Annotated in this window: 10 protein-coding genes; 6 read left to right on the top strand and 4 right to left on the bottom strand. The window is 73.5% G+C overall.

The window, feature by feature from the left end; genetic code table 11:
• Positions 1 to 20 precede the first annotated feature (20 nt).
• From I0C86_RS32945 to I0C86_RS32935, 3 genes are all read right to left on the bottom strand, one after another.
• Entirely contained in the window at positions 21 to 1589 is a 1569-nt protein-coding gene (locus I0C86_RS32945) for a GTPase family protein (protein WP_230395183.1), read from the bottom strand.
• Positions 1590 to 1594: 5 nt separating this feature from the next.
• Complete coding sequence (locus I0C86_RS32940; RefSeq protein WP_196205209.1) at positions 1595 to 3709, bottom strand: dynamin family protein; 2115 nt, start codon at positions 3707 to 3709, stop codon at positions 1595 to 1597.
• A gap of 104 nt (positions 3710 to 3813) precedes the next feature.
• Positions 3814 to 4677, bottom strand: a complete 864-nt coding sequence (locus I0C86_RS32935; protein ID WP_196205208.1) for an IniB N-terminal domain-containing protein — start codon at positions 4675 to 4677, stop codon at positions 3814 to 3816.
• Between the two features lie 355 nt (positions 4678 to 5032).
• Between I0C86_RS32935 and I0C86_RS32930 the strand changes: the two genes are divergently transcribed.
• From I0C86_RS32930 to I0C86_RS45225, 6 genes are all read left to right on the top strand, one after another.
• Entirely contained in the window at positions 5033 to 6436 is a 1404-nt protein-coding gene (locus I0C86_RS32930; RefSeq protein WP_196205207.1) for an Hsp70 family protein, read from the top strand.
• Positions 6437 to 6447: 11 nt separating this feature from the next.
• A complete protein-coding gene (locus tag I0C86_RS32925) occupies positions 6448 to 9093 on the top strand; it encodes a helix-turn-helix transcriptional regulator (protein WP_196205206.1) in 2646 nt (881 codons plus the stop codon).
• A complete protein-coding gene (locus I0C86_RS32920; protein WP_196205205.1) occupies positions 9090 to 11501 on the top strand; it encodes a nitrate- and nitrite sensing domain-containing protein in 2412 nt (803 codons plus the stop codon). Before I0C86_RS32925 ends, I0C86_RS32920 begins: the two co-directional genes overlap by 4 nt.
• Entirely contained in the window at positions 11485 to 11892 is a 408-nt protein-coding gene (locus I0C86_RS32915; protein WP_323373983.1) for a roadblock/LC7 domain-containing protein, read from the top strand. The genes I0C86_RS32920 and I0C86_RS32915 overlap by 17 nt, the downstream gene beginning before the upstream one ends.
• 6 nt (positions 11893 to 11898) lie before the next feature.
• Positions 11899 to 12282 carry a DUF742 domain-containing protein gene (locus I0C86_RS32910; protein WP_323373982.1) on the top strand — a complete coding sequence of 128 codons (384 nt, stop codon included), beginning with the start codon at positions 11899 to 11901 and terminating at the stop codon, positions 12280 to 12282.
• 61 nt (positions 12283 to 12343) lie between these two features.
• Positions 12344 to 13093, top strand: a complete 750-nt coding sequence (locus I0C86_RS45225) for a cellulose binding domain-containing protein (protein WP_196205203.1) — start codon at positions 12344 to 12346, stop codon at positions 13091 to 13093.
• Between the two features lie 33 nt (positions 13094 to 13126).
• Here the strand turns inward: I0C86_RS45225 and I0C86_RS32900 are convergent.
• On the bottom strand, positions 13127 to 14198 hold a 1072-nt coding region (locus tag I0C86_RS32900; RefSeq protein WP_196205202.1), incomplete at its 5' end, for an SMI1/KNR4 family protein.

Genomic DNA, 14198 nt, shown 5'->3' with positions numbered 1-14198 from the left:
GGGACCGGTCCCAGCAAGGGTCAGGAGAGTTCGGCGAGCATGCCCTCACAGCTACGCACCACGACCCGGGCCGCCCGGCGCTGGTCGAGACCGCGTACCGGATCCTCGGCCAGCTCCTGCCAGTCGCGTACCGCAGCCGAGCCGCGCGCCCACAGCTCGTCCACCCCGGCGTCGTGCTCGACCCCCAGCCGGGCCGCCACGCTGGTGCCGTCCGCCCCGATCAGTCGATTGGCCTCGGCGGTCAGCTCCGGCTCGAACCGGATCTGCCCGCCCAGCAGCGCGGCCGACAACCGCAGTTCCCGGAACTCGTGCGCGCCGGTCAGCACCTGCTCCAGCCGGGCCAGCAACTCCTTCGCGCCCGGCCGGGGCTCCGCCAGCAGCAGCGACTCCAGCGCCAGCAGCGCGGCCCGGGACTTGAGCACCGGGGCCCGGTCCACGAAGTACCGGGTGATCGACTCCCGCAGTTCGGTCAGTCCACTCCGCCGGACCAGTTCGGCGGCGAGCCTGCCCCGGCTGTCGCAACCGGTCCGGACCAGGGTGGTCGACAGCCGTACGCCGAAGATGCCGAGCCGGTCCAGCAGCCCGCGCCGGGTCTCGACGTCGAGCGGGACCGGGAAGTCCGCGGCGGTGAACCGGTCGGTGGAGAGCAGCACCCGGTCCGTCTGCGCCCGATCGAGCCCGGCCAGTACGGCCAGCGCGGCGAACTCCGACTCGCTCAGCATCCGCCCGGCCAGCGCGACGAGGCCACCCAGCGCGACCACGCTCAGGCACTGGGAGTTGATCCGTGGATCGCGCCGGTGCCGCCGGGCGAGCTGCCGGGCGGTCAGCAGCGCGTCCACCCGACCACCGGCGAGTTCGTCGACCCGGGACAGCACCAGGAGCACGTTGACCGGCGCGGCCCGGGCGACCGTACCCGGCAACGCCGTCTGGAGCAGCCGCAGGTCGTCTCCCCGGCCGTCCCGGCTCAGGTACAGCACCGCGTCCGCCTCCCGGACGATCCGTTCGATCGTCGCCGAGCCGCCGTCGGAGAGCCCGGCACCACCGCCGCCGGGCAGGCCGGCACCCGGGCCGGTGCCGAGCGCCAACCGCCGGTCGCCGGACCGGCCATCGCCAGGACGGCCGTCGTCGGCACCCGCCAGGACGTCGTCGATCCCGGGGGTCACCGCCGGGGTGTCGATCAGGATGGCGTGCCGCAGGGCGCGCGCCGGCCACTGCACCACGATGTCGTCGACCTGGTCCCACCGGCCACCACCCAGGTCGACCCGGATTCCGCCACCGCCCCGGCTGACCGCGAGGTCCCGGGGTGAGCCGGTGGCCGGGTACGCGGTGACCCGGGGTTCCGGCCCGTCCTCGTACCAGGTGAAGACCTGGCGGCCGTCCGCCACCTCGACCGGAGCGACCTCCTCGCCCATGATCGCGTTCAGCAGGGTGGACTTGCCCGACCGCCACGGGCCGGCGACGGCGATCCGCAGCGGCTCGGAGAACCGGCCGAGCTGACGGCCCAGCTGGTCCACCGCCCGAGGATGGTCCCGGTAGAGCTCCAACGCCTCGTGCAGCAGATCCCAGACCGACTCGTCCAGTCCGGACACCCGGCTCACGGTCCCGGCTCCAGACCGGTCCGAGCCGCGGCGACGCTCTGGACGCCGACCAGCGCCTGGGACTGCTCGTACAGGTCCGCCAGCCGTTTCATCTCCGAAGCGATCCGCCGGTGCCGCTGGTCGCGTTCTGCCGCGTCGGCCTCCGCCGCCTGCTTGGCGTTGCGGAACGACCGCACGATCCCCTCCTGCAACTCCTCGGTCAGCCCGGTGAAGTGGTCCCGGAGCATCCGCTGCACCTGCCGGGCGGTGTCCTTGCAGTCCTTGCTCAGCCGGAGGAAGAAGTCGTCGACATGCCGCTGGGTCGCCGTCTTGACCGCCGACTGACGCCGCTTGAGCAGCGACTTGCCCTCGTCCCGGACGCTCTTGCCGCCGAACAGCGCACCGGCGCCCAGCGAGATCGGGTTGATCAGCGGCATCCCGGCCAGCGTGGTGGCCAGGCCGAACATCAGAACCCCGCCGTACGAGCCGCGCAGCCCGGTGACCAGCTTCTGGGTCCGGGTGAACCGCTCGACGGAGGGCTGGTCCATCACCTGGATCCGGTCGGCCAGGTTCTCCGGTACCCGGACGGACCAGCTCGGCAACGCGTCGAAGTCGTACCGGTCGAAGCGGCCCGCGACCCGCTGGGCGATCCAACCGCAGCGTTCGGCCAGCCAGGCGTAGTTCGCCTCCGCCGCGTCGGTCAGGTTATCCGTCAGCCAGTCCTGGAACGTGTCCCAGCCGGTCAGCGGATCGGCCTTGTCGAACGCCTCGTCCACCTTGCGCAGAATCTGCCGGGTACGGTCGCGCAGGTCGTACTCGACGTCGGACATCAGGTCCGCCATCTCGTCGTTCAGGGTGTTCTGCCAGCGCACGGAGCACCGGCGTAGCTCGTCCACCTCCCGCTGCGCGGCGTGCAGTTTGGAGATCGGGCCGGACTTCTCCACGGCGGTCGAGATGGCGAGTTCGGCCCGCAGCGGCGCGGCGAGCTGCTCGATGACGGTCCGGGCGCTCAGTGCCACGGCGGCTCGGGCCAGGTTCTCCGACTTGCCGGCCTGGTCCCGCTTCAGCCGGTTGATCAGCTCGGGGAAGTGCGACTCGGCGTTGAGTTCCTTGTCGTTGCTCCGGGCCGCCTGAAGTCGCAGCGTCGCGGAGACCGGGATCAGCGTCGCCGGCACGCCCGCGTCGGCCAGGTGCTGCCGGTTGCGCTCGACCACCGTACGCCAGTGCGGCACCATATCGATCTTGCTCTGCACGACGACCAGGTTGGCCTGCGACCCGGCGATGTGCAGCAGCAGGTTCAGCTCGGTGACCGAGAGTTCCCGGGTCACGTCGGAAACCAGCAGCACCAGGTCGGCGTGGCTCGCAGTGGCGGCCGGGCTGAGCTGGCGGCCCGGATCGGTTCCGCCCGCACCTGGCGTGTCGATCAGCACCACACCGGAGGCGAGCAGCGCCCGGGGGATGCCGATCTCCGCGTGTTCGGTGCCGCCCGGACGCCGACCCGAGGTGTCGCCGAGCCCGGTCGTACGGCCGCCACCGCCTGTCGTACCGGCAGCCTCCGCGCCGGCCACGAGGTCGGCGATCCCGCCACCACGACCGCTGATCCGTGCGGTGACCTGCTCGATCGATACGGTCACCCGGCGGGCCGGGCCGGCCGGCCGCGCACCGACCGGGGCGGCGGGGCGGGACGCCGCGAGTCGTTCGTCCGAAGTGCGTCGCTGCTCCTCCGGGTGCCGACCCCGCTCCTCAGGATCCCGGCGGCGCTCCTCAGGATCCCGGCGGCGCTCCTCCGACGCGCGCGGCGTCGACCGGCCATCGGGCGAGCGTCGCCCGGCCGGCTCCTCGTCGGCGGAATGCGGGCTCCAGACCAGGGCGGCGGTCGGCGCCGCAGCATGCGCCACGACGGTCGGGATGGTGGTGCTGACGCCCTCTCCCACCGGGCATACCGAGGCGTTGAGCAGAGCGTTGACGAGCTGGCTCTTGCCCTGCTTGGGCTCGCCCAGCACCAGCACCCGCAGCCTCGGGTCCAGCAACTGGGCCCGCCTGCGCCGGAGCCACTGGATCAGGTCACCACGGCCGTGCGCACCGGAGACCCGAACGGTCTCGTCGAGGACATCAAGCCAGATAGGCGCCATCACCGCACCAAGTGTGCCGGTTGCGCCGGAATTATCAAGAGGACCGAAGGCCGGACCGTGGGACCACGGTCCGGCCTTCGGTGGGCCTCACGGACTTCCCGCGCTCAGAGAAGGCCGTCCGTGATTCCCAGGAGGCCGCCGGAGGTGGAGGCGTCTTCGTCTCCGGTCAGGCCGCTGTCACCGAGGACATCCGAGGTGGTCCCGTGCAGGGTGTCGCCGACCTGGTCGGTGAGGCCGGTCACCGTCGAGGTGGCGTCGAGGTCGCCGAGCACAGGGGCGTCGGCGGAACCGAGTTCGTCGAGGTCCAGGCCGTTGCCGACACCGCCGACGGTGTCGGTCACGCCCAGCGAGTCGACCAGCCCGGTGACCCCGTCCAGGGTGCCCCGCACCGTGTCGCCCGCGAAGTCGACCACGCCCAACGGGCTGTCGTCCGCCGTGTCGACGACCAGGCCCCCGGTCGTGTCGACCACGCCGGTCGGCTCGGAAAGGACCGGGTCCGCGACGTCCGCGTCGAGCGTCTCGGCGACGTCCACACCGGTCGGGCCGAGCGGGTCCGCGAGCGGGTCGTTCCCGATCCCGAGACCCGGCAGGACGGAACCGACCATGCCGAGGCTGCTCGGCGCGATGCTGATCGCACCCAGCGTCGCCGCGTTGATGTCGGAACCCGTGGTGTGCGTGCCCACCGGGATCTGCTGTGCGACGCTCTGCAACTGACCGATGACGCCGACCGGATCGGGTTGGAACTGGCCCAGTCCGAGGTCGTCACCGGCCGGAACCAGTGAACTGAGACCCTGGACCGGCGCGTAGTCCACCACCAACGGCACCACGTCCTGCACGTCCGCGACACTGATGTCGGACAGGCCCGCCTCGCGCAGGGTCCCCTCGGGATCGATCTCGAACGCCGACCGGGCATCCGGATTGGTCAGCAGGTTGAGCACGAAATCGTGCAAGGTCTGGGGCGAGCCCATGTGCCGGTCTCCTCGTTGCGATCCTCGCCCGGTCCGGGGACTGGGTGCAGTGAACCGGCGCGTCGCGGTTCGAATGTCCTAGCCGACGGTAGGCGGAGAACGCCGCACCGGACATCGGGGACAACGCCGGGTTTCCGACCGTTCACGCTAGGGCCGCGCCTTAGGTCTGCGTTAGGGGCATAGGGGATGCGTTCCGCCAGAGTTAGGGTCCCGATGGCGGATAGATCTCTGGTACGAAAAGATGACTCCCTAACGGCCCACCGGGCGATGCGAAATGCCCGGGCCGGTCCCCGGTGGGGCGGCATCGCCCTACGCACCGTCCCGGGACGAGAACTCGCGGTGAAGGAATGGTCGGATGCCCCACGTCCTCGGAATCGACATCGGCAGCACCGCAACGGCTGCCGCTGTCGTCCGACTCCGGGGTAACGCCTGGGATCCGCCCGAACCCGTCCGGCTGGGCCCGGTCGACCACACCGTGCCGTCCGTACTGCTGATGTCCAGCAACCGTTCGATCACGGTCGACGACCCCGACGAGTACCACGGGCGGATCGACAGCGGCTGGATCGCGCGCGGGTTCACCAACCGGGTCGGTGACGACGTACCGCTGCTGGTGGGCGGTGAGGCGTGCTCGGCGCAGGCGCTCACCGCGATGCTGGCGATGTGGGTGGTCGAACGCGTGGTGGACCAGGAGGGCGAGCGTCCCGAGTGGATCGTCCTGCGCCATCCGGCGGACTGGGGCGGCCACCGCCGGCACCTGCTCTCCGAGGCGCTCTGGGACGCCGGCCTGACCGACGTCACGCTGCTGCCCACCCCCGTGGTCGCGGCCGCCAGCCACGCCGCACGCGGCTTCACCGGCCGGACCCTCGCGGTCTACATCCTCGGCGGCCACAGCTTCGAAGTCGCGGTGGTCGACCGGGCCCAGCCCCTCGGCTTCGAGCTGCGGGCCGCCCGGTCCGGCACCGAGCCGATCGGCGGAGCCGACTTCGACGACGCACTGGTCGAGCACGTCCGTACCGGCCTGGGCAAGGAACTGTCCGACCCGACCGACCCACTGGTCCGGAAGGCGCTGCTCGACCTGCGCCGCGAGTGCCGACGGGCCAAGACGACGCTGACCGTCGCCGGCAGCACGGACGTACTGGTCCGGTCGCCCGTCCGGCAGGTCCGGGTGCCGGTGACCCGGTCCGGGTTCGAGGAACTGATCCGGCCCACCGTGGCGATGACCGTGGACGAACTGCTCCGTACGGTCCGCTCCTGCGGCCTGGCCCCCGACCAGCTCGACGGCGTCCTGCTGGCCGGCGGGTCGGCACGGATCCCGCTGGTCCGGGACCTGGTCGCCGACCGGTTCCCGGTACCGGTGCAGGTCGAGCCCGATCCGCAGCTCACCATCGCCGCCGGTGCGGCACTGACCGGCTGCCAGATCCTGGACCACCAGCGGGGCAACCGCCCGCCGCCCCGGCCCGGATTCCGGCGCGGTGATCCGCCGCCCCGCCGACAGCGGGGCCGGTCCGGTCAGCAGCCCGACGGATCCGGCCGCGAGCCGGCCCGGTACGACGAGGAGCGCACCCAACTGCCACCCCGGCCCCCGATCCGGATCACCCCGCTGGAGATGCCGATGCGGGCACTGTCCCGCCTCGCGTCCGGACGCGGCACCATGACGGTCGCACTGGCGGTCCTGGCGATCGGCCTCGTCACCCTGCTCAGCGTCGCCGTCGGCCCCGACGCGCTGACCGTCGCCGGCCCGGTCGGGCCGGTTCGGTGAGGCCGCCGTTGATGCTGCGCACCGACACCGAGTCCCCGCTCGTGCTCGACGAGCAGACCATGGCCTTCCTGGCCCGGGTGGAGGCCGATCCGCAGGCAACGCTGAGTACCGCCGTGCAGGCCAGCGGTGGGCACGGCAAGACCGCCCTGCTGGCCCGGTTACGACACGGCTACCAGCAGGCCGGTATCGCGGTGCTCGACAACTGGCGGGAGCTGACGGATCCCGACGACCCCGGCCAGGCCCTGCTCGTCGACGACGCGCACCTGCTCGACGCCGCCGCGCTGGCCGAACTGCGCCGGCTGGCCGAGACCGGCCGGGTCCGGCTGGCGGTCGCGTTCCGGCCCTGGCCCCGGCCGGCCGGGCTGGTGGAGCTGGCGGAACTGCTGCACCGGGGCGGGCCGCCGGTACCGCTCGGCCCGTTCACGGAGCAGCGCACGGGCGCGTACCTGAGCACGGCGTACGGGACGACGGTGTCGCCGGCCAACGTCCGGCTGGTACACGAGCAGACCGCGGGCGTACCCAGATTCGTCGAGTGGCTGGCCCGGGCGCTGCGGCCGGGCGACCGCCGTCAGGTCCGGGGCGACCGGCCCGGCGCCGACCGCGCCGGAACCGACCGCCCCGGGACCGGTGGCCCGGCACCCGCCGGACCACCCTTCGAGATCCCCCGGTCGGTGCTGCTCCAGTTCGCACCCGAACTGGAGAGCCTGGACCTGGAGGCACGCCGACTGCTGCTGGCGATGTCGGCCGGGGCGGCCCTGCCGACCGACCTGCTCGGCGCGCTGCTGTCCCGGCACCCGGACGAGCTGGACGAGCCGCTGGCCGCGGCCCGCGCGGCCGGGCTGCTCGGCCCGGACGACCGGCTCGCCCCGATCGTCCGCCGCGCCATCGTCGCGCTCAGCCCCGCGAGCCAGCGGGCCGCGGTCTGGCGGCGCCTCGCGGAACTCCAACTCCAACGCGGCGGCCGGGTGCTTCCGCTGGTCCGCTCGATGCTCGACGGCGGATTCGGCGGAAGCTGTCCGGCCGGCGTCGCGGAGGCGGCCGGGGACGAGGCGCTCGGGGAGGAGCCGGCACTCGCGGCCCGACTCTTCGCGGTGGCCGAGGCCGCCGGTCGGCCGGTGGCGGCCCGCCGCGCCATGGCGGCCGCGCTCTCCGCCGACCTGGACTCCGCATTGCGGCTGGCCGACCGGCTGATCGCCACCCCCGACTCGCCGTACCGGGCCGACGGGGCGGCGGTCGCCGCGACCGCGCTCGTGCACCGTGGCCACACCGACCGCGCCGTCGAGCTCTACCGCTGGTCGGGTACGCCCGCGTCGGTCGCGTTCGCGGCGATCGGTGCGGTCGGTACCGGCCGGTCGGAGCCGCTCGACCGGGTACTGGCCGACCCGCCGAGGGACGGCCCGCCGACCCTGCTCGCCAGTGCCGCGCTGTTGATGGCCAGAGGGCTGCGGGAGACGCTGTCCGGGCCACCCACCGCCGCCCTGTCCACGCTGGTGCAGGCGTCCGCGCTGCTCGAACCGGCCGGGCGTTCGGTGCTGCTGCCGGAGAGCCCGGCGGTGCTCGCCGCGCTGGTCGCGCTGCACTCCGGAGAGCTGGACATCGGAGAGCGGGTGCTCGACCGGGCCGCGTCGGCCGGACTCGGTGCCGCCCTGATGGCCCGCCGGCACCGGCTGTTGCAGACCTGGCTGCTGATGGTGCGTGGCCGGGCCGTCGAGGCCGGTCGGCAACTGGCGACGGTGACCGCGGGCGGACCGCCGCTGGAGTCCCGCGACCTGCTCTTCGCCACCGCGCTGGAGCTGGGCATCGCCCGCCGCAACAGCGATCTTCCGGCCCTGCAACGCGGCTGGGAGCGGGCCCGGGAGGCGGTGGTACGACATCCGGTCGACCTGTTCACGCTGCTGCCGCTCGGCGAGTTCGCCATCGCCGCGGCCCGGCTCGGCGAGCTGGACCGGCTCGCGCCGTACCTGGGCGAGGCGCGGAACCTGCTGACGCTGCTCGGTGATCCTCCACTGTGGTCCACCCCGCTGCACTGGAGCTGCCTGCACGCGGCGATCCTGGCCGACCGGCCGACCGTGGCCGACGAGCACGTCGCCGCACTGGCCGCGACCACCGGCCACACCCCGTACGCCTCGGTGGTGGCCGCCGCCGGACAGAGCTGGGTCGAGGTGCTGCGTGGTGTGGTCGACCCGGTCCGGGTGGAGGCCGCCGCCCGGGGGCTGCACGGCATCGGACTGTGCTGGGACGGGGCCCGACTCGCCGGGCAGGCCGCCATCCGGACCTCGGACCGGCGGGCGATGACCACCCTGCTGGACTGCGCGCGGATGCTCCAGGGGCGCCCGGCCGGTGTCAAGGGAACGACCCGGCCGACCGGCACCGGCGCACCCCAGGTCGCGGACGCGATCGCCGTACCGGCCGAGGAACGGCTCAGCGAGCGCGAGCGGGAGGTCGCCGAACTGGTGCTCTCCGGCCTGACCTACAAACAGATCGGCGACCGGCTCTTCATCTCGGCCAAGACCGTCGAGCACCACGTTGCGCGGATGCGGCAACGGCTCAACTGTGCGAACCGCAGCGAGTTGCTGGCCCGGCTGCGGACCATCGTCGAGGAGCGGTCCGGCGGTCGGCCGGGCGGAACACCCTGGCCAGAACGGACGACGCGGTGAGCCGGGCGGTGCGGCGTACGGCCGCGCTGCGGGCCAGGCTGCGCCGGGCGATCACGATTCGGCGGGTGTCCGCCGAGGCGGGCGGTTCCGGACCGGCGAACGGTTCCGGCGGGCCCGGTGCGGTGAACCGGCCGGCCGGCGACGGCGGATCGGCGACCCGGCCGGCGACCGGGGGCAACCCCATTCGGCTCGTGCAGAAGGCGAACGTCCTGCTGCTGGTGTTGGCCGTGCTCTGGGGATACGCCGCCTTCCTGACCGCCCGCGAGTCGATGGACCTGCTCGCCGTCCGCACCCTTGGTACACAACTCGGCCAGCCGACCGAGGCACTCGTCCTCGGCCTCCAGGCGGAGCGCCGACTGACCATGGTGGAGCTGGGTGCTCCGGGCCGGCACCGGACCGCTCTGGCCGAGGCGCGGAACCGGACCGACGCCGCGATCGGTGTGTTGCGTCGGTTCGCCGGCGACAGCGACAGCGACCTCCGGCTGCTCACCGTCGGCACGGTCCGGGAGCGGGCGGCCCAACTGGTCCGCCGACTCGACGCGGTCCGGTCGCTCCGCGACACCGTCGACGGCGGCACGGTCGACCGGGCCAGCGCCGCCACCTCGTACGGGCAGATCATCGACGCCGGCTTCGCCGTGTACGGCTCACAGTGGGCCAGCCGGCGGACCGACCTGATCGAGGAGACCCGGTCCCTCGTCGCCCTGGCCCGGTCCGCGGAACTGCTCGCCCGGGAGGATGCTCTGGTGGCCGGGGCGCTCGCCGCGAACCGGTTGACCGAGGCGGAACACCGGCAACTGGTCGACCTCGTCGCCGTGGCGCGGTTCGCCCGGACCGAGGCGGCGGCCGGACTGCCGTTCGCCGAGCGGGTCGGCTACGACCGCCTGGTCGGCGGACCGGTCTTCGGAACGCTGGACGCCCTCGAAGCGGAACTGCTCGCCGCCGGCCGGAGCGCGGGGAGCCCCCGGGTACAGCCGGCCGGGTGGCAGGCGGCGACCGAGCCGGCCCTGTCCGGGCTGCGCAACCTCGTCGCGCGTGGGGTACGGCGCAGCGTCGAGCGGGCCACCCCGGGCGCGGTCGGCGTCGTCGCCCGGACCGGTCTGGTCGGCGGTCTCGGGCTCGTGACGGTGGTGGCCGCGGCCATGCTGACGATCCGGACCACCCGACGGGTGGTCGGGCGGCTCGACCAGTTGACCGCGGAACATGCGGCGCTGGGCACCGCCCGGGACGGGCTGACGGCCGAGCTGGCCGCGCAGCGGGAACGGACCGCGCGACTGACCACCCAGGCCGCGCAGCTGTCGGCCCAGCGCAAGCGGCTGGCGACGCAACGGGAGCAGTTGGTGGCCCAGACCGGCCGGCGGCAGGCGGAGGCCGAGCGGGTGACGGAACGGGCCACGCAGATCGCGACGCGACTCGCCGCGCTCCAGCGCATCCGGGAGGTCTTCGTGCGGCTGACCCGGGACAACCAGAGCCTGCTGCACCGGCAGATCGGCCTGCTCGACGCGATGGAGCGCCGCGAGACGGACACCGACGAGCTGGCCGAACTGTTCCAACTCGACCATCTGGCCACCCGGATCCGGCGCAACGTCGAGCAGATGATCAGCCTGTCCGGCGGTACTCCCGGGCGACGCTGGCGGCGGCCGGTTCCGCTCGTCGACGTCGTACGCGGCGCGGTGGCCGAGGCGTCGGACTACCCGCGCGTGCTGGTGGCCCCGAACTGGTCGGGGTCGGTGGCGGGCCGGGCCCTGCCCGATCTGATCCACCTGCTCGCCGAGGTCGTCGAGGCCGCCCTCGCCGGATCACCGCCGACCACCACGGTACGGATCAGCGGCGAATTCCGGGACGGCGGCGCGGCGATCACGGTAAGCGACGACGGCGCGGGCCGTGGCCCGGCCGAACTGGACGCCGTCAACGAGCTGATCCGGGACACGCCCACCACCGCACCCCTCGGCGGCTCGGTCGGGCTGTACGTTGTCGGCCGGCTCGCCCGGCGACACGGTGTCACGGTCGAACTGACCGCCGGAGCCCGGGGCGGCACGACCGCGATCGTGCGCGTCCCCGATAGCCTGCTGGTTGACACACCCGCGTCCGGCCCGGAGACCACCTCGGGCGGCGCCACCCCGACAGGACGGCCGGCCGACAACGCAGTGGGCCGACCGGGTGGTACGGCGCGTCCGGGCGCCGCGCCTCCGCCCCTTCCGGTGCGGGTCCGCCGGCCCCATGAGGGCAACGCGGCCGGCGCCACCACCCGGACGGCCAACCCGCACCCGAACGGCGCGCCGGTGCGGCCCGCCGAAACCGACTGGTCGGTGACGATGGAGCTACCGGTGTCCGTGCCGACGCCCATCGACGGCCAAGCCGAAAGCAGCGAGAGGACGACAGGTGACTCACGCAGTGGTCACGACGGATAACCTGGTCCGGATACTCGACGAGTTCGTGGACCGGGTCTCGGCGGCCGAGCATGCCGTGGCGCTCTCCCCCGACGGGCTGTTGCTCGGCGTCTCCCGGGGGGTCGGCCGAGAACTCGCCGATCAGCTCTCCAGTGTGGTCGCCGGCCTACAGGCGCTCTCCCAGGCCGCCGCCCGGCACTCCGGCCCCGGCGGGGTGCGTCAGGTCATCGTGCAGATGCACCGGGCGTTCCTGTTCGTCGCCGCGACCCGGGGTGGCGCGATCCTCGCCGTCCGGTTCGCCGGGGACGCCGACGTCGACGAGATGGCCTACGAGGTGGCGCTGGCCGCAGGCCGGGCGGACTCGCACCTGCCCACCTTTCCGGTACCGGCCGATGACCTGACCGGGGGGTGATGTGCGGTGCGCACCGGTGGAGGCGGTCGCAACGACGACGTTTGGTACGACCAGGACGCCGGGCCGGTGGTCCGCCCGTACGCGATGACGCGGGGCAGGACGCAGCCGATCCGGGGACAGTTCGACCTGATCTCCCTGGTCGTTTCCAGATGGCCGGTACCGGAGCGGTCCGACCTGACGCCGGAGCAGTCCGAGATCCTCGTCTGGAGTCGCCGGCCGCTCTCGGTGGCCGAGATAGCCGCCGCGCTGGACCTGCCCGTGGGTACCGTCCGGGTGCTGCTCGGCGACCTGCTGGACGCGGGGCTGATCGAGACCCACGAGCCGCCGGTGCTGGACGCCCCCTCGGAAGATCTGCTGGAAGCGGTGCTCGCCGGGCTGCGGGCGCTCTGAACCCGGTGCCGGCCGATGCGGGGGCGGGGCGCGGCGCCGGAGTGCAGCGAAGGGATGACAAGTGACCAAGGTTCGACAACGTCCGGCGCGTACGCTGCCGGTCGCCGTACTCGATCTGCTGCTCGCCGCGGTGGCGGCGGTCCGCGGTCTGATCCGTCGGGTCGCCCGTGCGCTGCCGGTCCGGCGCGGTGACCGGGCCCTGGCGACCGTGATCGTCGCCGCGGCGCTGGTGGCGGTCATCGGTACCGGATTCCTCGTCACCTCGCTGCTGCGGACACCGGATCAGCTCGCCCCGCTCGGCGTGGCGCCGCCACCGACCCCCGTCGCCGAGGCGAGCACCGGGGGCGTACCGGACGACGCCGAGGGCGGTGCGACCCCACCCGCGTCATCGCCGCTCGCGCTGCCGTCGCCGGAGTCGTCCACCGGGGCCCGCGACCGGCCGCGACCGGCGACGCCCCGGCCGCCGGCACCGCCGCCCACCCTCACCGGCCGGTACGCGTCCGAGGGGGCGACGCTGCTCAACTACACCGCCTCGGTGACGATCAGCAATCCCGGCCCCGGCCCAGCCACCGGTTGGACCCTGGTCATCACGCTGCCCCGGTCGACGCAGGCCGTCGGCGAGGTGTCCGGGGCCACCACCAGTCGGGACGGCAACACCTGGACGTTCGTGCCGGACCAGAGCACCCGTCAGGTACCGGCGGACGGATCGGTGCAGGTGCGGTTCCGGGTCGACGGGTCGCTCTTCGACTCGGCGCCGACGGCGTGCACGATCGACAAGAGGCCCTGCGAGATGACCTCGGCGAAAGACTGATCATTTGTCGGTGGGTTGTCCGCGTAGCCGGATTCAGCGCGACCTCTCGATGGTCCAGTCGAGCCGGCGCTCGGCGTCGACGGTGGGGCGGTACAGCCCCGCGTATGGTTCGCCGGTCTCCAGCGACCTCGCCACGCCCTCGAGAAGATCCGTGACCGATGCCGGCCACCTGTCGAAGCCCGTGCCGTCCTCCGGATAGAACTCGCCCACCCTGCCGTGGCCGCCCGGCCGCTGGTCGACCAGCAGACAGCCACCGTCGCCAGCCGACGCGAACGGCACGAAGGACCGGTGCCACCACTCGTCGTCCGGCGCGTCACCCGCCAACACCGAACAGGTGATCTCCCAGTCCGCCACCATCTCGTCGAGGGGCAGCAGTCGGAAGAAGGGCGGCAGGTCGAAGCCGTCGACCGCCGTGGCACCGTCGTGACGGCGCAGCGACGCGACCAGGTCGGCCGGGAAGGCGACCGACATCCGGGTCTGTGACTTGGCGATCCGGGCCCGGGGCGCCGGCGGTCGGAGCGTGGCACGGGTACGCGGTGCCTTCGCGGCCAGCCAGCGTTCGATCCGGTTCCACACGGCGTCGATCCGGGCCGTGGTTGCCCGGTCAGGCTCGGTGGCGACCACCTTTCCGGCGTACTGCGGGCAGACGGTCGTGGCCGGTGGCCGGGTCGGGTACGCCGTCCGGACCGGCTCGGGAACGACGTGGGCGGTCGGCACCGGGCGTCCGGTATCCACCCGCGCCGAATTGGAGGAGATCCGTACCTGGGCCGTCTGTACGGGCGGGCCACTGGCCAGGGTCAGGCCGCAGAGCAGCAGCAACGACACCAGGAAGACCGCGACGAGGACGACCAGCACCCGTTTGCCGCTGACCCCCGATCGCGCGGTCGCCCGAACCAGCGGAGCCGGGGACCCCGCCGCATGGCCGGCCGAGGCCGTGGCCGTGGCGGCATCCTCGCCAGCCGGGACCGCGGTGGCGGTAGCCGGGACGGCGGTGGCGGTAGCCGGGACGGCGGTGGCGGCAGCCGGCGTGCTGCCGCGGATCGCCCGCCGGCCCCGGGTGGCGTGCAGCAGCGGGTCGAGCCAACCCGCCGCCTCCGCGCGAAAG

Source organism: Plantactinospora alkalitolerans (assembly GCF_015690345.1).
Taxonomy (GTDB): domain Bacteria; phylum Actinomycetota; class Actinomycetes; order Mycobacteriales; family Micromonosporaceae; genus Plantactinospora; species Plantactinospora alkalitolerans.
Note: the sequence above shows the minus strand (reverse complement) of the source record. Positions and strands in the feature narration are given on the sequence as shown.

Coding starts and splice junctions, on each gene's coding strand:
- I0C86_RS32930 (WP_196205207.1), top strand. CDS start 5,033: ATGCCCCACGTCCTCGGAATCGACATCGGCAGCACCGCAACGGCTGCC.
- I0C86_RS32935 (WP_196205208.1), bottom strand. CDS start 4,677: ATGGGCTCGCCCCAGACCTTGCACGATTTCGTGCTCAACCTGCTGACC.
- I0C86_RS32925 (WP_196205206.1), top strand. CDS start 6,448: ATGCTGCGCACCGACACCGAGTCCCCGCTCGTGCTCGACGAGCAGACC.
- I0C86_RS32940 (WP_196205209.1), bottom strand. CDS start 3,709: ATGGCGCCTATCTGGCTTGATGTCCTCGACGAGACCGTTCGGGTCTCC.